This window comes from Mycobacterium saskatchewanense (genome assembly GCF_010729105.1).
GTDB lineage: Bacteria > Actinomycetota > Actinomycetes > Mycobacteriales > Mycobacteriaceae > Mycobacterium > Mycobacterium saskatchewanense.
On sequence record NZ_AP022573.1, the window covers coordinates 2,637,827 to 2,660,265 of the forward strand.

The 22,439-nt window shown below is 65.2% G+C and carries 17 protein-coding genes; 11 read left to right on the top strand and 6 right to left on the bottom strand.

What is annotated here, in order from left to right; translation table 11 throughout:
- Nucleotides 1-385: 385 nt before the first annotated feature.
- Nucleotides 386-1,147, top strand: a complete 762-nt coding sequence (locus tag G6N56_RS12160) for an STAS domain-containing protein (protein WP_085256045.1) — start codon at nt 386-388, stop codon at nt 1,145-1,147.
- Between the two features lie 121 nt (nt 1,148-1,268).
- A complete protein-coding gene (locus G6N56_RS12165; RefSeq protein WP_085256044.1) occupies nt 1,269-2,135 on the top strand; it encodes an LLM class flavin-dependent oxidoreductase in 867 nt (288 codons plus the stop codon).
- Nucleotides 2,136-2,418: 283 nt separating this feature from the next.
- Here the strand turns inward: G6N56_RS12165 and G6N56_RS12170 are convergent, their stop codons facing one another.
- Nucleotides 2,419-3,282, bottom strand: coding sequence for a polyphosphate kinase 2 family protein (locus G6N56_RS12170; protein WP_232069281.1), 864 nt, complete (start codon nt 3,280-3,282; stop codon nt 2,419-2,421).
- Nucleotides 3,283-4,286: 1,004 nt separating this feature from the next.
- Between G6N56_RS12170 and G6N56_RS12175 the strand changes: the two genes are divergently transcribed.
- From G6N56_RS12175 to G6N56_RS12185, 3 genes are all read left to right on the top strand, one after another.
- Complete coding sequence (locus G6N56_RS12175) at nt 4,287-5,474, top strand: PPE family protein (RefSeq protein ID WP_085256043.1); 1,188 nt, start codon at nt 4,287-4,289, stop codon at nt 5,472-5,474.
- 583 nt (nt 5,475-6,057) lie between these two features.
- Nucleotides 6,058-6,810 carry a YoaK family protein gene (locus G6N56_RS12180; protein WP_158090722.1) on the top strand — a complete coding sequence of 251 codons (753 nt, stop codon included), beginning with the start codon at nt 6,058-6,060 and terminating at the stop codon, nt 6,808-6,810.
- A gap of 283 nt (nt 6,811-7,093) precedes the next feature.
- Nucleotides 7,094-8,011, top strand: a complete 918-nt coding sequence (locus tag G6N56_RS12185) for an SAM-dependent methyltransferase (protein ID WP_085256041.1) — start codon at nt 7,094-7,096, stop codon at nt 8,009-8,011.
- A gap of 76 nt (nt 8,012-8,087) precedes the next feature.
- On the opposite strand, the gene G6N56_RS12190 is transcribed toward G6N56_RS12185, so the two are convergent.
- Entirely contained in the window at nt 8,088-10,025 is a 1,938-nt protein-coding gene (locus G6N56_RS12190) for a fumarylacetoacetate hydrolase family protein (RefSeq protein ID WP_085256040.1), read from the bottom strand.
- Nucleotides 10,022-12,277: an ATP-dependent DNA ligase gene (locus G6N56_RS12195; protein ID WP_085256039.1), complete on the bottom strand. Its 2,256-nt coding sequence runs from the start codon at nt 12,275-12,277 to the stop codon at nt 10,022-10,024. The genes G6N56_RS12190 and G6N56_RS12195 overlap by 4 nt, the downstream gene beginning before the upstream one ends.
- 126 nt (nt 12,278-12,403) lie before the next feature.
- Here G6N56_RS12195 and G6N56_RS12200 point away from each other — a divergent pair, with 126 nt between their 5' ends.
- The 5 genes from G6N56_RS12200 (at nt 12,404) to ku (ending at nt 18,277) form a co-directional block, all read left to right on the top strand.
- Nucleotides 12,404-13,921 carry a mannitol dehydrogenase family protein gene (locus tag G6N56_RS12200; RefSeq protein WP_085256038.1) on the top strand — a complete coding sequence of 506 codons (1,518 nt, stop codon included), beginning with the start codon at nt 12,404-12,406 and terminating at the stop codon, nt 13,919-13,921.
- On the top strand, nt 13,918-14,784 hold the full coding sequence (locus G6N56_RS12205) for an HAD family hydrolase (protein WP_085256037.1): 867 nt from the start codon (nt 13,918-13,920) through the stop codon (nt 14,782-14,784). The genes G6N56_RS12200 and G6N56_RS12205 overlap by 4 nt, the downstream gene beginning before the upstream one ends.
- Before the next feature lie 57 nt (nt 14,785-14,841).
- Complete coding sequence (locus G6N56_RS12210; RefSeq protein WP_085256036.1) at nt 14,842-16,251, top strand: mannitol dehydrogenase family protein; 1,410 nt, start codon at nt 14,842-14,844, stop codon at nt 16,249-16,251.
- Nucleotides 16,248-17,174, top strand: a complete 927-nt coding sequence (locus G6N56_RS12215) for a carbohydrate kinase family protein (RefSeq protein ID WP_085256035.1) — start codon at nt 16,248-16,250, stop codon at nt 17,172-17,174. Before G6N56_RS12210 ends, G6N56_RS12215 begins: the two co-directional genes overlap by 4 nt.
- A 164-nt stretch (nt 17,175-17,338) precedes the next feature.
- Complete coding sequence (gene ku / locus G6N56_RS12220) at nt 17,339-18,277, top strand: non-homologous end joining protein Ku (protein WP_085256034.1); 939 nt, start codon at nt 17,339-17,341, stop codon at nt 18,275-18,277.
- Nucleotides 18,278-18,286: 9 nt separating this feature from the next.
- On the opposite strand, the gene pstA is transcribed toward ku, so the two are convergent.
- Genes pstA through pstS form a run of 3 tightly spaced genes read right to left on the bottom strand, consistent with a single transcriptional unit; the run spans nt 18,287 to nt 21,356 of the window.
- Nucleotides 18,287-19,189 (bottom strand): phosphate ABC transporter permease PstA, encoded by a 903-nt coding sequence (gene pstA, locus G6N56_RS12225; RefSeq protein WP_085256033.1) that lies wholly within the window; start codon nt 19,187-19,189, stop codon nt 18,287-18,289.
- A gap of 46 nt (nt 19,190-19,235) precedes the next feature.
- On the bottom strand, nt 19,236-20,213 hold the full coding sequence (gene pstC, locus G6N56_RS12230) for a phosphate ABC transporter permease subunit PstC (RefSeq protein WP_408632700.1): 978 nt from the start codon (nt 20,211-20,213) through the stop codon (nt 19,236-19,238).
- A gap of 27 nt (nt 20,214-20,240) precedes the next feature.
- Complete coding sequence (pstS, locus tag G6N56_RS12235) at nt 20,241-21,356, bottom strand: phosphate ABC transporter substrate-binding protein PstS (protein ID WP_142280624.1); 1,116 nt, start codon at nt 21,354-21,356, stop codon at nt 20,241-20,243.
- 287 nt (nt 21,357-21,643) lie between these two features.
- Between pstS and G6N56_RS12240 the strand changes: the two genes are divergently transcribed.
- Nucleotides 21,644-22,435: an SDR family oxidoreductase gene (locus G6N56_RS12240; protein ID WP_085256030.1), complete on the top strand. Its 792-nt coding sequence runs from the start codon at nt 21,644-21,646 to the stop codon at nt 22,433-22,435.
- Nucleotides 22,436-22,439: the final 4 nt, after the last annotated feature.

Here is a 22,439-nt window from a genome sequence, read left to right on the forward strand (position 1 = left end):
TCAGATGCGGCAGGGACGGGCGCTGCGGACCGGTGGGGACGGGGCGCGGGGTTTGTCGGCATTCTCACGGCGGTGTCGCACCGCCGCCACGGCGGATCGCACAGGGCTTGGAACTCTGGCGGCGCCGGTGCCGCTCGATTCCATAGCAGCCCCTTGCCGCCAAGGGGGGCGGTTCCTTGATCAGGTGGCCGGGGGGACTAGAGGGAGCACGACATGGAGTCGCACGACACCGTCGAGCCGACGCGCCTGGCATCGCGCCATCCGTCTTTCACGCGGCAGGGAATCCAGGTGGGACCGTCGCGACCAGGACACGCGCGCTCGCAGATCACCGCCTTCCGGGTTACGGTCAGCGAAGATGAAGCCCTGAGCGAGAGGGGTCTTTGACGTGAGCGCCGTAGCCGAGTCGCCCAGCTCCCTTGCCGTGGCCAGCCGGACGGACGAGTCGGTCGCCGTCCTCACCGTCGAGGGCGTCCTCAATACCGCCAATTCCGCCGCCCTGCGCGACAGCATCGTCAAGGCGACCATCGAAAAGCCATCGGCGGTCATGGTCAACATCTCCGGGCTCAAGGTCCCGGCCGAAGCGGCTTGGACGGCCTTCCTGGCCGCCCGTTGGCAGCTCCCCCACCCCGACGTCCCGATCGTGCTGGTGTGCGCCAACCGTGCCACCCGCGAGGCGATCAGCCAAAGCGAAGTCGTCTGCTTCATGCCGGTGTATTCGACGGAGAAGGCGGCGACAAAGGCGCTCGCCAAACTCACGAGCCGCACGGTCCGGCATGCCGATGCCCAACTGCCGGCCGACCTGAGCAGCCTCCGCGACTCGCGCCGCCTGGTCCGCGAGTGGCTCACCGACTGGTCGCAGTCCAAGCTCATCCCGGTGGCGTTGGTGGTCGTGAACGTGTTTGTGGAGAACGTCCTGGAACACACCGGCAGCGTCCCGCTGATGCGGGTCGAGACCGACGGCGCGACGGCCACCATCGCGGTGTCCGACGACAACACCGCTCCCGCGGTGCGCCTGTCGTCGCCGACGAGCGGCATCGACGTGTCGGGCCTGGCGATCGTCGACGCGCTGTCCCGCGCTTGGGGTAGCACCCCCACCTCGTCGGGCAAGACGGTGTGGGCGGTCATCGGGCCCGAGAACCAGCTCTAGCCGCACCCGTCGACCGCTACGCCGCCCGACCGCGGTTGCGCCTTGTGCCGGACCCGAGTGCACGCCAAAGTAGAACACGTTCTAATGTCGTGTGACGGCGGTTACAGGAAGGGCGGATAACGTGCGGTTTACCTACGCGGAGGCGATGACCGACTTCTCGTACTACATCCCGCTGGCCAAGGCGGCCGAGGCGGCCGGTTACCACGCGATGACGTTGGCCGACAGCATCGCCTACCCGTTCGAATCGGACTCGAAATATCCGTACACCCCCGACGGCAACCGGGAGTTCCTGGACGGCAAGCCGTTCATCGAAACCTTTGTGCTCGCAGCGGCACTGGGCGCGGTGACGTCGAACCTGCGGTTCAACTTCTTCGTCCTCAAACTGCCCATCAGGCCGCCGGCGCTGGTGGCCAAGCAGGCCAGTTCGCTGGCCGCGCTGATCGGCAACCGGCTGGGGCTGGGAGTGGGTACCAGCCCGTGGCCCGAGGACTACGAGCTGTTGGGTGTGCCCTTCGCCAAGCGCGGCAAGCGCATGGACGAATGCATCGAGATCTTGCGCGGCCTCACCAGCGGCGAGTACTTCGAGTTCCACGGCGAGTTCTACGACATCCCCAAGACCAAGATGACGCCGGCCCCCACCGAGCCGATCCCGATCCTCATCGGCGGCCACGCCGACGCGGCGCTGCGGCGCGCCGCTCGTGCCGACGGCTGGATGCACGGTGGCGGCGACCCGGCGGAGCTCGACGGGCTCATCGCCAAGCTCAAGCAGTACCGCGAAGAAGAGGGCAAGACGGGTCCGTTCGAGATCCACGTCATCTCGGCCGACGCCTACACCCTGGATGGCATCAAGCGGCTCGAGGACAAAGGCGTCACGGACGTCATCGTCGGCTTCCGCATCCCGTATATCAAGGGACCCGACACCGAGCCGCTGGAAACGAAGATCCGCAACCTGGAGATGTTCGCCGAACACGTGATCGCGAAACTCTAGGAACCGCCGGGCCGCTGCGGCGCCCGGGCCGGCCCGCAAGCGCCACCGGGAAGGCAGGCGCATACACCAGCATTCTGAACTACGTGGCTCCTCGCTCGTCCGGACGTCGCGATCCGGATCGCGATGCACAACGCCCGGATCGAGCCTCCAAGCGGGGGCCGACCCGGTAGGCCTGCCTAGTAGCCGTAGTCGCGCGCCCCATGCCGATGATGCGACAACAAGGTCCGGCGGGTTGGTTGCCTATAGCCGCAATCTCGTTCTCCGGTTCTAGGGTGACGCGGACCTATCCTTGTTCGTCAAGCAAGTCCGACTTAGCTTGCAGCAAAGCCTCTTTCGCGGCGGGTGCGAGTTCGGGATAACGGGGGCCCAGCGAGCTCAAAGTGTCGAGCAGGACAGCGGAAGTGGTGAGATGACTGAACCACTTGTGGTCGGCGGGTACTACATACCACGGTGCCCAATCAGTGCTGGTATGGGAGAGCATGTCCGCGAATGCGTGCTGATACTGATCCCAGAACGCTCTCTCCTTGAGATCGTCGACGGAGAACTTCCAGTTCTTCTCCGGGTTGTTCAGGCGTTCCAGAAACCGCCGCTTCTGTTCGCTCTTGGACACGTTGAGGAACAATTTCACGATGACGGTACCAGTCTCGCACAAGTACCGTTCCCAACTATTGATCTCCCGAAACCGCTTCTGCCACAGCGCCTCCAACTCATCGGAGGGTACTGGCGGATTCAACAGCTCCGGATGCACCCTGGTGACCAACACGTTCTCGTAGTGCGATCGATTGAAGACAGCGATCCGGCCCCGTTCTGGTAGGACTCGCTGGTGGCGCCACAAGTAATCGTGTGCTAATTCGGCCGCCGTCGGCGCCTTGAAGCTATACACGTCCACGCCTTCGGGATTGAGCCCACTCATCACATGTTTAATCGTTCCGTCTTTGCCGGCGGCGTCGATAGCTTGCAAGACGACGAGCAGCGCACGGTCGGCCTGCGCGAAGAAACGATCCTGCAATTGCTCAAACAGCGCTTTTGCTTGGGCCAAAGCCGCTTCTCCCGCGTCTTTTGCAAGGTCGGGTTCGCGTCGTCCCGGGTCGTAGTCCCGCGCCAATTCCACTTGCGAGCCAGGAGTTACCCGCGCAGCGTCTGCCAAGTCTTTCCACCTAAGCGACATCGTAGTCCCATCTTGCCGTCCCATAGAGGCACACCTCGCTGACCGAAGGGCTTGGCATCTGTGTGGCCGTAGCCGTATACGTTTCATTCAACAGATTCACCGGGCCCGCTGTCATCCTTGTCATACCCACGCGAATCGGAGCCGCGCGCATTACCATGCCGCCCGCCTGCCGGCGCGGACGCGTCAACGGCGAGCAGTTCACCAAGCACGCCACAGCAAACCACCATTACCATGTGAGGTCACGAGTCATTTGACCTTTCCGTAGCGAAAGCCCGGTGGCACGCCGACTGGACGTTGCGCCCAGAAGTAAAGCTGTCGCCGCTACAGACGACAGGACTGTCCGCTGACGCCCCGGCGACGTGATACGCACGCTTCGCACAGGTTCGTCCAAGCGTCACATCGCATACGCAGCGCGAGCCATTACGTTTCGGGCTATCCAGCTCGACCCACGATCGATTGACGAAAGAGTCATCTGACTCAGGACCGCGACGTCGTCAGCGTGGTGTGCTGGCACAGATCAGCCATCGATCGCAGGGAACGAAGACCTATGCCGCAGGCAAAGGAGCCACATGAGCTCGCCGCAGAGTCATGACGGCAGCCGAGTTTCTCACAGTCGAAATCTCACGAACCATGGCCGCCTCCAGGTCTCCCCGGGATCACGAACATACCTGTGCGCCTTGCTTATTGGGCGATGACGACGCACTCAGCGGATCGCAAAACGTTCGACACCACACGGAGGGAGTAACCGTGAATGTTACCGATTTGGCCGACTACCTCGGCGGAGCAAGACATCACGGGCGAGAAACGAACGTCGATGGGCGTTCGAACGCACCAATGCTGGAGGCCCCGAAAATGCCAGTGACTTTCAGGTGCCGACGAAGCGGCGGGGTCGCGGCTGCGGAACGCGTCGCGGCCACAGCTGCCATCGGAGCGGGTGCTGCCCGAGGTCGCGACTACGATCGCGGCTGACTGGGGAGAACACCGTGTTGGACTTCGGTGTGCTGCCGCCCGAAATCAACTCGGGTCGCATGTATGCAGGGCCAGGCTCGGGATCGATGAGGAATGCCGCGACCGCATGGGACGAAGTCGCGGCGGAATTGGGCACAGCGGTGGGCGGCTACAGGACGGTGATTTCGGAGCTCACAAGTGCGCCATGGCTGGGTTCCTCGTCGGCGTCGATGATCTCAGCTGTCGCACCGTACGTCTGTTGGCTTGCTGCGGCCGCCGCCCAGACCGAAGAGACCGCGAACCGGGCTCGTGACGCCGCAACCGCCTTTGAGGCCGCTTGGGCGATGACGGTGCCCCCACCCGTGATTGCGGCCAACCGGTCACTCTCGTTGACCCTCACCGCGACAAATTTTTTCGGTCAGAACACTCCAGCGATCGCGGTAGCCCAAACCCAGTACATGGAGATGTGGGCGCAAGATGCTGCAGCCATGTTCGCTTACGCCGTCGCATCGGCGTTGGCCACGAAGTTGCCCCGGTTGTCCTTGCCGCCCAACATCAGTACATCATCCGGAGTGGCCAACCAGATCGGTGCGGTCACGGAGGCCACATCCACGCCACGCGGCTTCAGCGGGCAGATAGCAGCTACCACCTCGTCAGAGTTGGTATCGGCCACCGCGAGAGTGTCGACGTTGCACCAACTATCGTTCTCGGCAGCCTCGTCTTTGGGTCTGGAGCAAACGATTGAGGCGGACATAAAGGGTTTCCTGGCGACAAGACCGACATTGGGAGCGTCGCTCGCTCTGGGCATGGGAAACGTCGGTTACAACATCGGCCAGCAGCTCACATTCGGCCACGGAACAACTGCTGGTGGAGACGGTGCGTGGTATGAGACGCCAGAATATGAAGACCCACAGCCAGGCAGCCTAAGCGGCAATGCCACTGGACCCGTGAGCGCGGTGTTTGGCCGAGCCGGCGAGGTAGGGAAGCTATCGGTTCCGTCGACTTGGCCTATGCCGACCGCGGAGGCAACACCTCTAAGCGCCGCTGCGGAAGAGGGCGTTCCACAACTCACCGTCGCTACGGATAGACCCGCAGATGCATCGCCCAACGCCATCCTGCATGGAGCAGCGGCGGGGCGTCCTCGGCGCCCCGTCGGCGATGCCTATACCAATAGATACGGCTACCGTTTCAGCGTCCTGACGCGTACGCCGTCGGCCGGATGATGGAAACTGCCCGCGATGACTATGGTTGTCGGCCGATACACGGCCGGCGCACTGGCGACGTGTCTGACGGAACCGTCTGATCACCAGCCGGCCATGTCTCGAGCCAGTCCAGCAGTGACGTGCCTCCAACGTGACAAATCCTGATGCCGGCGACGACGATATGTCGCCTACCTCCTACGTCCGAATGCAATGGCGAATAAGGACATTCGTGATAATCGCGCTGACCGTATTGCCATGCTTCCGGACCGAGGGTCGCACAGGGACCCGACACATTTTGCGCTTTTCGCGGGTAACGCTGCGAGCTCTGCGGTAATGCTGGAATGCGTAGGGCATTTTCACTACAGATGCTGAGCTCATCCGGCGAGCAGGCCTTCGGGCTGTATGCGGACCACTGGTGATTCAGCATCACTCGTCCCGGCAGGTCAAGTCGATTGACTCGATACTTCAGTCGGTAACTGCCGGATGGTTGAGCGAGATGAGCTTCACCTCGGAACGGAAGCCAGGGGCGCCCGCATCGATCGGTTGACAGGCTCGTCCTCGGTTCGGCGGGTGCCCGCCGCCGATGTCTCGTCGAAAGGTGGCAATGGGCCAGACATTCATCTCCGCCGCGGCACGCCATCGTGGATTTCCATTGATGGAACGACCACTGATGGCACTTGCCCTCTCGAGTGTCGCCGGATTGATGAACTCGTGGACAATCGCGCATACCCGTAGCTTCGCGACGGTCCAGTCGGGGAATGTCGTCTCGGCAGGTTATGACCTCGTCAACGGCGACCTGCCTGCCTTGGTGCGCGCTCTGCTGTCAATCGCGGCTTTCGGTGCGGGGTCTTTCCTTTGCGCGACCGTAGTGGCCGGCGCTGCACGGTTTGGACGGACCTACTCGCCATGGATCCTGGGATTCGAAACGGCTGTTCTCGCTGGCGTCATCGCATGGTCGGCCTGGGCGGCACCGGAGGCCTGTCTTGTCGCATGGCTTTTGAGTTTCGTAGCCGGTGTGCAGGGCAACGCTTTCCACCGGGACAGCGGCATGCTCTACGGCAACGTCGCCGTCACATTCGTTGTCCAGGCCGTGTTCAGCTACCTCGGGCGCGCGGCGATGGTGCGCTGGTATGACGACGGTGAGAACCACCTTCGACCCACCGGGGTCTATGTTCTCGTTCTTGTCGGCTTTGCCGCAGGTGGAGCCGTCGGTTGTGCCTCTGATCTGCTTTCGAACTTCGGTTCGGTTGCGCTCGCGGCCCTTGCTACGGCGGCGATGTTCGTCATCGCGGCGGTGAGTTCCCGGACAGACGGGCCAACCCGAGTCGACCCGAACAACAACGCGCCGACCCCATAGTTGGCAGGCACATCTTGACTGCTTGCCGATACGGCACGAAGCAACATCGGTCGATCTGTGCATCCCGTCAGCCCGGCTCTCGGTATGGCGCTCTGGCTGATCAGATCGGGATCACGAGCACTCTTCGCCGCCACTCGGCCACGTCGCGGCGTAGCCACTCCCGCAATCAAGGATTCCTGGATAACGTCAGGCAGTTAGACCGGCTGAGGTGACCAGAGGTGACGTAGCGTTCAGGAAGACGGCCTACGGTGGATTCGGTCGAATCGACAGCGAAGGAGCACCCATGGTACGAACCGAGGAAGACACATGGGACCTGGCCAACAGCGTGGGGGCCACCGCCACAATGGTCGCCGCGGCACGCGCGGCCGCGAGCAAGCGGCCGCAGCCCGTCGTCACCGATGATTACGCCGAGCCTTTGGTCCGTGCCGTCGGGCTGGACGCGTTCACCAGGTTGGCGACCGGCGAGCTCGACTCGACGGACATGGAGGGGGGCATCGGGTTTCCGCGAATGGTCGACACATTCGCGGCCCGCGCCCGCTTTTTCGACGACTATCTCGCCGCGGCCGGCCTGGCGGGCCTACGGCAGGTCGTGATCGTGGCGTCCGGGCTCGACGCCCGCGCCTACCGGCTGCCGTGGCCGGCCGACACGACGGTGTACGAAATCGATCAGCCTGAGGTGATCGCGTTCAAGACGGCGACGCTGTCGGAGATCGGCGCTGCCCCCACCGCCCAACTCCGTGCGGTCGGCATCGATCTGCGGGAGGACTGGCCGGCGGCCCTCCAGGACGCGGGTTTCGATCCGGCCCACCCCACGGCGTGGCTCGCCGAGGGTGTGCTCATCGGGTGGCTCCCGCCCGAGGCCGAGGTTCGGTTGCTGGATTCGATCATCCCGCTGTCCGCCGAGGGCAGCCGATTCGCCGCCGACTACGGAACAGTGACAGGGACTTCGCCCGAGGCCCAGGAACAATCGCGGCTCCTGACCGAAGGGTGGCGACGCCATGGTCTCGAGATGGACCTCACCAACCTGACCTACCCGGGCGAGCACACCGATGTCGCCGCCCATCTGCTCGCGAACGGTTGGGAGACAACGAAATATCAGTTGACCGATCTTTTCACCGCCGCCGGACTGCCCGAGCTGGGTGACGCCGAGCACCAGGTCCCCTCGACGACGATCAGCTTCGTGCGCGCCATCCGGATCTGAGACGCCGAGCGTGCGGCCTAGGTAGGGATCCGCTGCGGTAGCGGTGCGTGGGGCCCACGTTCGGCGTGATGCGATCTCAGGACCGCTTGGCCAGCCACTCGGCCTGCATCACCAGCAGGGCAATGACGTCGAGTTGCGGGGTCGTCGGGTCGAGTTCGCGATAGCGCTGGTAGACATTGACGACGACGCGCTCCGCATCCAGCGAGGATGCGTATTCACCGAGGTCGATGGTGTCGGCGGCCTCGGACCACGAGAGCCCCCGTCGATAGGCGGCCTCGGCCTGTTCGGACACGTGCGCGAGATAGGCACGCACAGCGCGAATTCCGTCCGGATCGCTGACGGGGCCATGGCCGGGCACGACAATCGGGGCGTCCAGTGCGATCATCGCGTCGCACGCCGCGATCCAGTTGGCGATCGGGCCGGCCCACACGATCGGGGTGCACCCGATGAACAGCAGGTCGCCGCCGAATAGCACGCCGGCGTCGGGGATGTGCACCACCGAATCCGCGGCGGTGTGCGCCGGACCGAGGTTGAGCAATTCGATTCGCCGCCCGCCCACCTCGATAATCAGGTCGCGGTCGAACGTCTGATCCGCGTTGCGCACGATGATGCCGCTGAAGTCGAAGTGCCCGAAGCGGTCTCGCGCGTACGGAGTTGCGATCGGCCCAAGGTTGGCGGTCTGCGCCATCGCCAGCATCTCGGGCGCCATGCCGTGCGCGATCTCGTCAGCGGTGCCCGACGCGGCGATGATGCGCACCGAGGCGTCGAGCAATTGGTTGCCGTGCGTGTGGTCGCCGTTGGAGTGCGTGATGAGGGCGTCGGTGATCGGCGCCAAGGAGGTGATGGGCCGCATCGCGGTGAGCATTTCGCGGGTCAACGCCAGGTCGAACAGGGTGTCGACGAGCAGGGACGCCCCAGCACCGGCGACCAGACCGGCGTTGCTCCAGCCGTAGCCCCCGTCCGGCAGCGTCCACGCCCAGATCCGGTCGGCCACCTCGTGCAACCCGCGGGTGTAGGGGACCCGCGCGGGGGCGCGGTTCACGCGCACCGGCCGCGGCGCGGCATCCGGGTTCGGTCGAGCTGACAACGGGTGCGGCGCACCGCTGGCGCGCACGGCTTGCCGGGTCTCCCCGAGCCCCTGAACCCGCAGCGTCACGACGTCGCCGTCGTGCAGCCAGCCGGGGAACGACTGCAGCGCCGTGGGGTTGAGGTGCTCGACGAGGGTGCAGGTGGGCACCGTTCCGGAACCGATGACGTCGCCCGGCGTCAGGGTCACTCCGCGTGAGACGTACGAGATGACTTCGCTGAAACTCCAATCCATTTGGGCGGTCGATCCCGAACCGATCACGGTGTCGTTGACCAGGGCCGTGACACTCAGGTCGAGGATGCCGTCGCGGCGGTATGGCTCCAGCTCGTCGGGCGTCACCAGGTAGGGGCCCAGCGTCACCCCGCTGTCCTTACCCTTGCCCTGCCCGATCGCCAGTTGGCTCTCCAGCTGCTGGAGGTCACGCGCGGACCAGTCGTTGAAGATGGTGTACCCGATGATGGCCCGTTCCGCCTCCTCGACCGTCAAGTCTTCGGCGGTGACACCGATGATGGCCGCGACTTCCAATTCGAAGTCCTGCCAGGCGCTCCCGGGAGCCGTCGGCGCATCGTCGTAGGGTCCCAGAACCGTCGTCGGGCAGGCGAAGTAGAACGCGGGGACGCGGTACCAGGCGTCGGCGAGCGTCCTTCCGGCGCCTAAAGCAGCTTGGCAATTGCGCATGTGGTCCAGGAAACACAGGGAGTCCCGAATCGACGGCGGGCGCGGGATCGGCGCCAGCAACGTCACCGCGTCCAGTGGCGCCGTCGCCGCCGGGGCACGCAGCGCCTCCTCGCCGGCCCCGCGCAACCCGTCCGCGCCGCGGCCGATCAGGTCGAGCAGCGTCACGCCCACAGGCATGGCGTAGATGGTGTCACCGGAGAGCACCCCGGTGCGCTCACCGCTATCGCTCTGATAGGAAACCCATTTCACTCCCGCACCACCTCGTTCGGCTCCTTATCCGGCCGCAGCCCGCGCCAACTCGATTGGCGCAAACGGCCATCCGGCGTCCACTCGCTGTAGCGGACCTCCCCGACCAGGGTCGGCTCGACGTAGGTGACGCCCCTGGCCTCGGCCCTGGGTAGCGGCGGGCTGAACGGCGATCGGTCGGTGTGCAGCGGCGCGAGCGTCTTCTTGAGGGTCGCCAGGTCACGTTCCGTGAAGCCGGTTCCCACCCGTCCGGCGAAGCGCAGCCCGCCATCGTCGGGGATTCCCAGCACGAGCGAGCCGATGCCGCTGGTGCGGCCCCCTTCGCCAGCCTTCCAGCCGCCGATCACGACTTCCTGTGTCCTCCAGTGCTTGTCCTTGATCCACGATGCGGAGCGCCGGCCCGGTTGATAGGTGGAGTCGCGCCGCTTGGCCACCACCCCCTCCCAGCCGTGCTCGCTCGAGTGTGCCAGCGCTTGCGCGCCGTCACCGGGCAGTAGCTCAGGAACAATGAGATTGGTTCCAATAGCGATCGTTTCCAACAACTTTCGCCGGTCTGTGTACTTCGCCCGCAGCAGCGACCGGCCGTCCAGGTACAGCAGGTCGTACGCCCAGAACTCGACATGGCTGCCGCGGCCGCGATTCTGCATCGCGTGGAAGCTTGGCACACCGGACGCGTCCAGGACGACGGCCTCGCCGTCGAGCACCACGTGATGATCGGCGAGATCGGCTGCCAAGGAGTCGAACTGGGGGTATTCCTTGGTCACGTCACGCCCTCGGCGCGACCGCAGCCGCAGCGCGCCGTGATCGATTTCGACCAGGAGCCGATAACCGTCCCACTTGCCCTCGAAGGCCCACTGGCCCGCCTTCAGCGTCGACACCGAACCGTGCGTGGCCAGCATGGGTTTGATCTCTTCGAAGTCGAAGACGTTCTGGTCCTTCATCCGGTGCGCGAGCCATTGGTTGCCGTTGGTTTGAATCAGCGCATAACGCCCGGAGATCTTGCGCCCGTGCAGCGTGACGATGACCTCGTCATCCTGGAACTTCTCGGCGTCGTAGGTGCCCGAGTCCCAGATGATCACCTTCCCGGCGCCGTATTCGCCCTTGGGGATCACCCCCTCGAACGAGCCGTACTCCAGCGGATGGTCTTCGGTGTGCACCGCGAGGTGGTTTACCGACGTGGTATCGGGCAGGTTCTTCGGCACCGCCCAGGAAACCAACACGCCGTCTCGCTCCAGCCGGAAGTCGTAGTGCAACCGGCGGGCGTGATGCTCCTGGATGACAAACGAATTGCCGCGCCCAGCATCGGGTCTCGTTGCCGGTACCGGTTCGGGCGTCTTCGACGCATCGCGCATGCTGCGGTATTTGCTCAGCCGGTCGGGCACCGGAGCGTCCGGGTCCAGCGGCGCCAGCAGGTCACCGTCGCGTCCGACCCTTTCGAGGACCTCGTCGTAGCGCAGCTGCCGCAGCGTCGGGTCCTCCAGTTCCTCCCAGGTGCGGGGCGCCGCGACCGTCGGGTGCTCGCGACCGCGCAGCGAGTACGGCGCGATGGTGGTCTTCGAGCCGTTGTTCTGGCTCCAGTCCAAGAAGATCTTTCCCGCGCGCAAGCTCTTGGTCATCGTCGACGTCACCAGCTTCGGCATCGACTTCTCGAGTTGCTGGGCAATGCGTTTGGCCAGCACCGTGGCGCCGCTGCTGCTCACCGGCTCCACCAGTGGGGTGTACAAGTGCAGACCTTTGCTGCCGCTGGTGAGCGGGTAGGTGGTCAGCCCCATGCCGATGATGAGCTCGCGGACGGCGTGCGCGACCTCGCACAGCTGGGGCATGGTGACGCCTTCCCCCGGGTCCAGGTCGAACACCAGCCGGGTCGCGGGCCCGGGCTTGAGCTCCTCGGCGCGGCTGCGGGTCCACTCGCGGACAAACCGCCACTGCGGCACATGCAGCTCGAGCGCGGCCTGCTGCGCGATCCACGCCAGCGCCTCGGGGGTGTCGATGATCGGGTACGTCGTGGTTCCGGAGCGGTGGGTCACGCTGGCCCGCGGCAACCAGTCCGGCGCCGACGAGGCCAGCTGTTTTTCGAAGAAGGCGTCCTGCTCGACGCCGTTGGGCCACCGTTTGCGCGTCGCCGCGCGCCCGGCGATGTGCGGGATCATCGCCTCGGCGATGCGGGTGTAGTAGTCGAAAACGTCGCCTTTGGTTGTTCCCGTGGCGGGGTACAGCACCTTGTCGGCGTTGGTCAGCTTCACCCGCGGTGCCATGTTCTCAACTTACGCGTTTGAGCAGGGCATATCGGTTCCCACCAGTGATTATGTCTCAAACGTAAATTTTTGTGACGTCAACCACGAAGGGGTTAGACGCGCCGACAGCCCGGGAAGCGAAGACGGATGCGCATATTGTCCAGGCGTCCAGAATGTGGCGTCCCCCTCAGCAATGCCACCCTTCGACTGCACTCCCGGCGAATCGCCGTACCCACCTACGAGAGGTCGGCCCTCCAGCGTGGTGTCGTTCACATCGGCGCGGGCAATTTCCACCGCGCACATCAGGCCGTTTACTTCGATGACCTTGCACGCGCCGGAATTTCGGATCGTTGGGGGGTTGCCGGCGTCAGCCTCCACTCCCCGACCGCCAAAGAGCTGCTGTCGGCGCAGGACGGGCTTTACACCGTCGTACAACGCGGTCACGATCGGCAGACCGCCCGCGTGGTCGGCTCGATCGGCTCGGTGCATTACGCACCGAATGACGGCGCAGCGGTGCGCGCCGCCCTCGCGGACCCGCAAACCCGTATCGTCAGCCTGACCATCACCGGCAACGGATACTTCCTCGATCCGGTAACCGACGAGTTCGACGCCAATCACCCCGACGTGCGCGCCGACCTCGTCACGTCCGACGGCTATGCCACAGCGTGGGGATATCTCGCCGACGCTCTCGACCGGCGCCGCCGCGCGGGCGTCGCCCCGTTCACGGTGCTCTGCTGCGACAACATCCCCGGCGACTCCCGGCCGGCGAGAACGGCGCTGGTGTCGTTCGCCGCCCTGAAGGACCCCGGCCTTGCCCGCTGGATCGACAGGCATGTCGCGTTCCCGTCGACCATGGTCGATCGCATCACCCCGCAAACGACGGATTCCGAACGCGAATTCGTCGAGCAGGTGTTCGGCGTCGCCGACAGATGTCCCATCGTGACCGAGCCGTATCGTCAATGGGTGATCGAGGATTCGTTCAGCGACGGCCGGCCGCCGCTCGAGGAGGTCGGTGCCGAATTCGTCGCCGATGTCACCGACCACAAGCTGATCAAGACGCGTCTTCTCAACGGATCCCATATCGCGCTCGCGTGTTTGGCCATATTGGCCGGTTACCGGCGCACCGACGAAGCAATGCGGGACCGCGTGGTGTTCGGCTACGTCGAGAAGCTTCTGCGCGACGAAATTCAGCCACTGCTGCCCGCGGTCCCCGGGATGAACACGCCCCAATACCGGGCCAGTTTGCTCGATCGGCTCGGCAATCCTCAGATGAGCGATCAGTTGTCGCGTCTGGCCAGGCGGGGAACGAGCAAGATAACGTCGTTTGTGCTGCCCTCCCTGCAGGATGCGGTCGCCCAGGGTAGGCCGCATACGCTGCTCATGTTGGCCGTTGCCGGCTGGGCCCGGTACATGCGCGGCCACGACCTCCAGGGGCGCGAGCTCCGCCTGGAGGACTCGCAGGCCATACCGGTGGGCAGGTTGGCCAACATGGCAGGCAACAGACCTGATCCGCTGCTACGACACGCGATGTTCGCCGAGCTACGCACGGTTCCCGGGTTTGCGGAGCGCCTCGGCGACATGATCAGGGATATCGACACGCGCGGCGTGGTGCCCACGCTGCGTGGCGCGATGCGCAACGACGAACGGGAGCTGGTGTCACGATGAGCGATGAACACTATGGGCTGACCTTTGTGCGCACATTCGACCCGGCGCCGATCACGACCCTGCTGTGCGACGCCGACGACAACCTGTTCCCCTCGGAAGGGCCGGCGTTCGACGCGTCGACGGGGGTGATGAATCGTTTCCTGGCCCGGTTCGGCGTGACCGCTCCGCTCGACTCGGAGGAGTTGCGTAAGCGGGCCGTCGGGAAAAACTTCCGCGCCATGGCTCTAGACCTGGCGGTCCAGTGCCAACTACCGCTCGATCAGACATTGGCCGACGGCCTTCCCGCAGCGGTGGTCGCCTCAGCCGGTGACGTGTCGAAGGGGAACGCGCTGTCAGCCGATGAGCTCGAGCAGTGGGTGCGCGAAGAACGCGAACGCGTCACCGCTCATCTTGCGCTCACGCTGACACCCGATCCGCAGGTGCTGGAACCGCTACAAGACCTCGCGCCGCACTACGCGCTGGCGGCCGTCAGCTCCAGCGCCACCAAGCGCCTGCGTGCATGCTTCGCCGCGACCGACATCGACTCTCTCATCGGCGAAACAGTGACCTTCAGCGCGGAGGATTCGCTTCCGACGCCCACGAGCAAGCCCGACCCTGCGGTATATCTGCACTGTGGCCAGGTGATGGGCGTTGCGGCGGAACAGGGGCTGGCGATCGAAGATTCCGTGGCCGGGGTGAGGTCCGCGGTCGCAGCGGGTTACGCCACCGTGGGTAACCTGATGTTCGTGCTGCCCGACGAACGCGATTGCCGCCGAGCGGATTTGATCGATGCCGGCGCGATCGCGATAACCGATTCCTGGCGTGCCCTTGCGGACGTCCTACTTTCGTCGGGCGTGCCGGCCGGAGGATCCCCGCTCGCGTAGGGCACCGGCGAGGGCAGCAGTAATCCGGGCGTGACCCGGGGGAGGAGGTGGCCAAGGATGGCCAGCGCAATCAGTCTGAACAACGCGTCGCTTTCCCAACTGCCGATCGAGGCGCCGAACTACGACAGAGCCAGCGTCACCGTCGGCATTGCGCATATCGGCGCCGGTCACTTCCACCGGGCGCATCAGGCTGCGTACATCAACCTGCTGCTGCAGCAGGGGCTGGCACGCGACTGGGGCATCTGCGGCGTGGGGGTGATGCCCGCCGACTGGACCATGCGCGACGTTCTCGACGGGCAGGACGGCCTGTACACGCTGATCCTGGAGAATCCCAACGGCACCCGGGACGCACAGGTGATCGGCTCGATCGTCGACTACCGTTATGCCCCGGACGATCCGGAGTCGGCGGTGGAGGTGCTCACCGCGGCGTCCACCCGGATCGTGTCGCTGACCATCACCGAAGGCGGGTACCGCGATCCTGAGGGACCGGCGTTCAGTTTGATCACCGAGGCGCTCGCGCGGCGGCGCGATAGAGGAATCCCCGCGCCGACAATCGTTTCCTGCGACAACATCGAGAACAACGGTGAGGTCGCCAGGCGTACGGTGCTCGCCAGCGCCGAACGCAGAGATCCCGAGTTGGCCACATGGGTGGCGGAGCACGCCCGGTTTCCCAGTTCGATGGTCGACCGCATCACGCCGGCAACGACTTTGGAGATGGCCGCGGAAGTGCGGCGCGACTTCGGCGTCGACGACCGGTGGCCTGTGGTGGCGGAACCGTTCAGCGCATGGGTGATCGAAGACGACTTCGCCGACGGGCGGCCGCCGCTGGAGCGGGCGGGGGTGCTGCTCGTCGACGACGTACGGCCGTACGAGCTGATGAAGCTGCGGCTGCTCAACGCGGGACACCAGTGCCTGGCCTACTTCGCCCATCTGTGTGGCTTCCGGTTCGTCCACGAGGCGGCGCGCGATCCGCTCTTCGCCGAATTCTTGCTGGCCTACTTCGACACCGAGGCCATCCCCACGCTGCCGCCGGTGCCGGGGATAGACCTGCACGACTACGGCCGCACGCTGGTCGAACGGTTCGCCAACCCGGCGGTGCGCGATACCGTCGCCCGGCTTTGCGCCTACTCCTCGGACCGCATCCCCAAATGGCTGTATCCCGTCATCTGCGACAACCTGGCCAACGACGGGCCGGTGCAGTTGGCGGCCGCCGCGGTGGCCAGTTGGGCCCGCTACGCCGAGGGCATCGACGAATGGGGCAACCCGTACGAGGTGGTGGATCAGCTCGCGGATTCGCTCATCCCGATCGCCCGGTCGCAACACCAGCATCCCACCGCCTTCATCGAGGTCACCGCGGTGTTCTGCGATCTGGCCCACCAGCCACGGTTCGTCGAGGCATACCGCTGGGCACTGGAATCGTTGCACCACAAGGGTGCCCGGGCGACGCTGGAGGCTTTGGTGCGATGACGCGCGGGCTCGTGATCGGTGAGTCACTGATCGACATCGTCGAGGGCGACGAATACGTCGGCGGCAGCCCGCTCAACATCGCCGTCGGGCTCGGGCGGCTCGGCCGCGGCGTCGACTTTCTGACCCACATCGGTGACGACGCTGCCGGCCGGCGCATCGCGGACTACGTCAAAGCCTCTGGCGCACAACTCGTTCCGGGAAGCATGACCGCCGCCCGCACGCCGACCGCAACGGCAACCATCGGCGGCGACGGATCCGCCACCTACGTCTTCGATCTCGATTGGCAGCTTGGGGGAACACCCGACGTTTCGACGCCACTATTCGTACACACCGGATCCATCGCCGCCGTGCTCGAGCCCGGATGCGTCGCGGTCGCGGCGCTGCTCGACAGCTATCGGACGTCGGCCACGGTGACTCTGGACCCCAACGTGCGCCCGTCGCTGATCGCCGACGAGAATCTGGCGCGCGAACGCATCTTGCGCCTCGTCGAGGGCAGCGACGTCGTCAAGGTCAGCGATGAGGACCTGCGCTGGATCGACCCCGATCACGAGCCGGAGCAAACAGCGCGAGCGTGGTTGGCGTCGGGGCCTGCCATCGTCGCCGTGACCATGGGCGAACGCGGTTCGCGCGCATTTTGCGCAGCGGGCGAGGTGCAGGTGGCCGCCCGTCCGGTCGGGGTGGTCGACACCATCGGCGCCGGCGACGCGTTCATGGTCGGTCTGCTCGACGCGTTGTGGGACATGGGCCTGTTGGGCGGCGACCGCCGGCCCGCGCTGGCCCGGATCCGGCTCGACGAGTTGACGGCGGCGTTGGAGGCGGCGGGGCTGGTGTCCGCTGTGACCGTCGCGCGCGCGGGCGCCGATCTGCCCGAACGAGCCACTCTGCGGGCCCAATCCGCATCCCTCCCAGGCAGATCCGCGTAGTTTCACCGCCGACCCGACGGCACGCTTGGTGGTTGCCGAGCGCGCCCGTGACGGCCGGCACGCGGGACGACCCGGCCGTCACCATCTGCCCGGATACCGCGCGGCCCCAGCTCACAGACCTGTCATGCTGTTTTGCCAGCGGCACTGCGGGCATACTGACTTACATGCGCTCCATCTGGAAGGGTTCGATCGCGTTCGGGTTGGTCAATGTCCCGGTCAAGGTGTACAGCGCTACCCAGGACCACGACATCAAGTTCCATCAAGTGCACGCCAAGGACAACGGACGCATCCGCTACCAGCGAATCTGCGAAGTCGACGGAGAGGTCGTCGAATACCGCGACATCGCCCGGGCCTTCGAATCCGACGACGGCCAGATGGTGATCATCACCGACGACGACATCTCGACCTTGCCCGAGGAGCGCAGCCGCGAGATCGAGGTGCTGGAGTTCGTGCCGGCCAGCGAGGTCGACCCGATGCTGTTCGATCGCAGTTACTTTCTCGAGCCCGACTCCAAGTCGTCGAAATCTTATGTGCTGCTGGCAAAGACGCTCGCCGAGACCGACCGCGTGGCGATCGTGCACTTCACGCTGCGCAACAAAACCCGACTGGCCGCGTTGCGGGTCAAGGACTTCGGCAAGCGCGACGTGATGATGGTGCACACCCTGTTGTGGCCCGACGAGATCCGCGACCCCGACTTCCCCGTGCTGGACAAAGAGGTCGAGATCAAGCCCGCCGAGCTGAAGATGGCCGGACAGGTGGTCGAGTCGATGGCCGAAGAGTTCAACCCGGACCGCTACCACGACACCTATCAGGAGCAGTTGCAAGAGCTCATCGAGGCCAAACTCGAGGGCGGCGAAGCGTTCAGCAACGAAGAACAACCGAAGGAACTCGACGAGACCGAGGACATCTCGGACCTGCTGGCCAAGTTGGAGGCCAGCGTGCGGGCTCGCTCCGGCGACGGCGAGGCACCGGCGAAGAAGGCCCCCGCGAAGAAGACGACCGCCAAGAAGGCTCCGGCGAAGAAGGCGCCCGCGAAGAAGACGACCGCGGCAAAGAAAGCGCCGGCCAAGAAGGCCCCGTCGAAAGCGACCGCAAGATCCTGACTGAGCCGCTCAGCGCCGGCGGTTGGAGACCACCCGGAAAAGAGCGGCGGTCAGGTTGATCACCGCGACGAGGATGATCAAGGTCAGCGCCGCGCCCCAAATCCGCAGGTAGCCCGCGTGCTCGGGATTGGTCAGTTCGGTGTAGATCAGCAGCGGCAGTGAGGCCATGTTGCCGTGGAAGATGTCCGTGTTGATCGAGCGGCTGTAGCCGACCAGAACGAGTACTGGAGCGGTCTCGCCGATCACTCGGGCGACCGCCAGCAAGATTCCGGAGACGATGCCGGGCATCGCGATGGGGAAGACGATCCGCACGATCGTCTTCCATTTCGATACGCCCAGGGCGTAGCTCGCCTCCCGCAAGTCGTCGGGGACCAGCCTGAGCATCTCCTCGGTCGAGCGCACCACCACCGGCAACATCAGCAAGACCAGCGCCAACGAGACCGCGAACGAGCTCTGCTGGAATCCCATCGTCGCGATCCAGAGACTGAAGATGAACAGCGCCGCGACGATCGAGGGCACGCCAGCGAGCACGTCGACCATGAAGGTGGTCACGCGCACGAGCCGACCCGAGCCGTATTCCACCAGGAATACCGCCGTCATCAGTCCCAGCGGCACCGAGAGCAGGGCGGCCACGCCCGCCTGGAGCACCGTCCCATACAGCGCGTGATACACGCCGCCGGCGAACTGCTCGGGCAGGACTCCCCTTAGCGAATGCGTCCACCAACCCGACCGGGTGACGCCGCACCACCCGCGGACGAGCACCACCGAGAGCACCCACACCAGCGGGACCAGGGCCACCAGGAAAGACCCGAGGAAAAACATGGTCGCGACGTTGTTCTTGATCCGCCGCTGGATGCTGACGGGGCTGAAAGCCCCCGCCTTGACGGGCCGATCGAGCGTGTCAACGGTCACCGGCGCCGCTCCTTCTCACGGTTCCCCGCCGCGTCGCCAGCGGACATCACGCGTTGACCTTTCCGCCCGCGATCGCACGGGCCAGCGCGTTGACGACAAACGTCAGGACGAACAGGGCGAAGCCCGCCGAGATGTAAGCCCCCGTGGGCAGCGGTTCGCTGAACTCGGAGGCCGCCGACGCGATCTTCGAGGCAAAGGTGTAGCCGCCATCGAACAGCGACCAACTGCCGGCGCGGGCGGCCGACCGCAAGATGATCAGCACCGCCACGGTCTCGCCCAGCGCACGACCCAGCCCGAGCATCGAAGCCGCGATCACCCCGCTGCGTCCGAACGGCAGCACGGTCATCCGTATCACCTCCCACTTGGTGGCACCCAGCGCCTGGGCGGCCTCCATCTGCATGTGGGGGGTCTGTCGGAAGACCTCACGCGACACCGACGTGATGATCGGCAGGATCATCACCGAGAGCACGATCGCGGCGGTGAAGATCGTGCCGCCGCCGGCCAGCGACACGTTGCCCTTCTTGAACAAGAAGAACCAGCCGAGATTCCGGTTCAGGAATTCTGCGACCGGCTCGATCCTGGGGGCCAGCACGAAGATTCCCCACAGCCCGAAGATGATCGAGGGCACCGCGGCCAGCAGGTCCACCATCGCGGCAAACGGGCGGGCGAGCCGTTTTGGCGCATATTGGGTGAGAAATATCGCGATCCCGACTGCGATCGGAACCGCCAGCAGCAAGGCGCTCAGCGAACTCAGCACCGTCACCATGAACAGGTCGCGAATACCGAACGCCAGCTTCGTTGCACTGGTGGTGTTGAACTCGGCGCTGGTGAAGAAGTTGGCGTGGTTGGCCCGCAACGACGGAACGGCTCGGATCAGCAGGAACACCGCGATGAGCAGGATCGCGACGATGATGGTCGAACCGGCAGCGGCGGCGAGGAACTTGAACAGCTTGTCGCCGCGCCCCGATGCGCGCGCAAGCACCGCCTTGAGCCCGGATCGCTTCGTGCTCGACGGGCTGGTCAGGGTTCCTCGGGTCAAGACCACCTCAGATCACGTGATCGCGTTGACCGACGTCGACAGGCGCGACTTGAACGAATCGGGGATGGGAATGTACCCGTTGTCCGCCAAGCCGTCCTGACCCGCGCCGATTGTGCTCTGCAGGAACGCCTTGACGGCCGTCCCGACCTGGGCGTCCGGGTACTTCGAGCAGACGATCTCGTACGTGGCCAACACAATTGGGTACGAGCCCGGCTGCGTCGGCTTGTAGAACGAGTTGGTGTCGAGCACCAGGTCGTTGCCCTGTCCGCTGACGGTGGCGCCGGAGATCGTCTTGCCGACCGAGTCGGCGCTGATCGCGACGGCGTCGGGGCCGGCCACGGTGATGATCTTGGCCATGTTCAGGTTCTGGGCCTTCGCGAATGACCACTCGTTGTAGGTGATCGATCCCTCGGTGGCCTTGATGGCGGCCGACGTACCGTCATTGCCCTTGGCGCCCTCACCGACGCCGCCGTTGAAGGTCTTGCCGGCGCCCTTGCCCCACGCGCCGTTGGAGGCCGCATCGAGGTAGTGCTGGAAGTTGTCGGTGGTGCCGGACTGGTCGTTGCGGAACACCACGTGGATGGGCTCCGCGGCCAGGCTGACACCCGCGTTCAGCGCCTGGATCGCGGGGTCGTTCCACGTGGTGATCGCGCCGTTGAAGATCTTCGCCGCGGTGGGCCCGTCCAGGTTGAGCGACGTCAGCCCCTTGACGTTGTAGGTGATCGCGATGGGGCCGAACACCACCGGCAGATTCCATGCCGGGGAACCGCAACGCTGCTGGGCCGCTGCATATTCATTCGACGCCAACGGCGAGTCCGACCCACCGAAATCCGTTTGATTGCCGTTGAATTCACTGATCCCGGCACCCGAGCCATTGGCCGTGTAGTTCAGGGTCTGGCCGGAGCAGGCCTGCTCGAATGCCTTGACGAAGCGGGTCATTGCGTTGGCCTGTGCCGTCGACCCGCTGGCCTTCAGCGTCTTCTTTCCCCCGCAGCTGACCTTGCCCGCCGACGAGCCGGTGGTCGCATTTCCGCCGCCGGACGCGTTGTTGTCACTCCCGCAACCCGACAACACCAACGCACCGGTGGCAATCACACTCAGCGCGGCGCCAATTCGGTTGAAATTCAATTCAGTTCCTAACACTAGGGATAACTGACGCCGCCGCCCATGGCTGCGGCCTGCCAACCAGCCGTCTCTCGCAGCCAAGAAGCTAACAGTAACAAGGTTAACGTTGGGCGAATAAGTGTTGCCGAGACGGCGCCACCGGCACAGGCGGGGCATAAAACACAGTTTCTAGCGGGCCACCGCGAGGTCGAGGCGAAATCCAGCAACTAGAACCTGTTCCAGAAGTGCCGTGATCCTCGGCACACCGGCTTGCTAACGTGACGGCTGACACTCGACGAAGAGAGGGCGTAATGATCCTTGACAGGTTCCGTCTCGAAGACAAAGTCGCCGTCATCACGGGTGGCGGCCGGGGCCTCGGGGCGGCCATCGCGCGGGCGTTCGCCGAGGCGGGTGCCGACGTCCTGATCGCATCGCGGACCGAATCCCAACTAGATGCCGTCGCCGAACAGGTCCGCGCCGCCGGCCGCCGGGCCCACGTCGTGGCCGCCGACCTGGCGCATCCGGAGGCGACCGCACAGCTTGCCGGTCAGGCGGTCGAGGCCTTCGGCAAGCTCGACATCGTTGTCAACAACGTCGGCGGCACCATGCCCAACACGTTGCTGACCACATCGACCAAGGACCTCAAGGACGCGTTCACCTTCAACGTCGCCACCGCGCATGCGCTGACCGTCGCGGCGGTGCCGCTGATGCTCGAGCACTCCGGTGGCGGCAGCATCATCAACATCACCTCGACCATGGGACGGCTGGCCGGTCGGGGTTTCGCCGCCTACGGCACCGCCAAGGCCGCGCTGTCCCACTACACCCGTCTGACGGCCCTGGACCTTTGCCCCCGCATCCGCGTCAACGCGATCGCGCCGGGCTCGATCCTGACCTCAGCGCTCGACGTGGTGGCGTCCAACGACGATCTGCGGGCTCCGATGGAAAAGGCGACCCCGCTGCGCCGACTCGGCGATCCTGTCGACATCGCTGCCGCCGCAGTGTATTTGGCGTCCCCGGCGGGCAGCTTCCTGACCGGCAAGACGCTGGAGGTCGATGGCGGCCTCACCTACCCCAACCTCGACATCCCAGTCCCCGACCTGTAAGGAG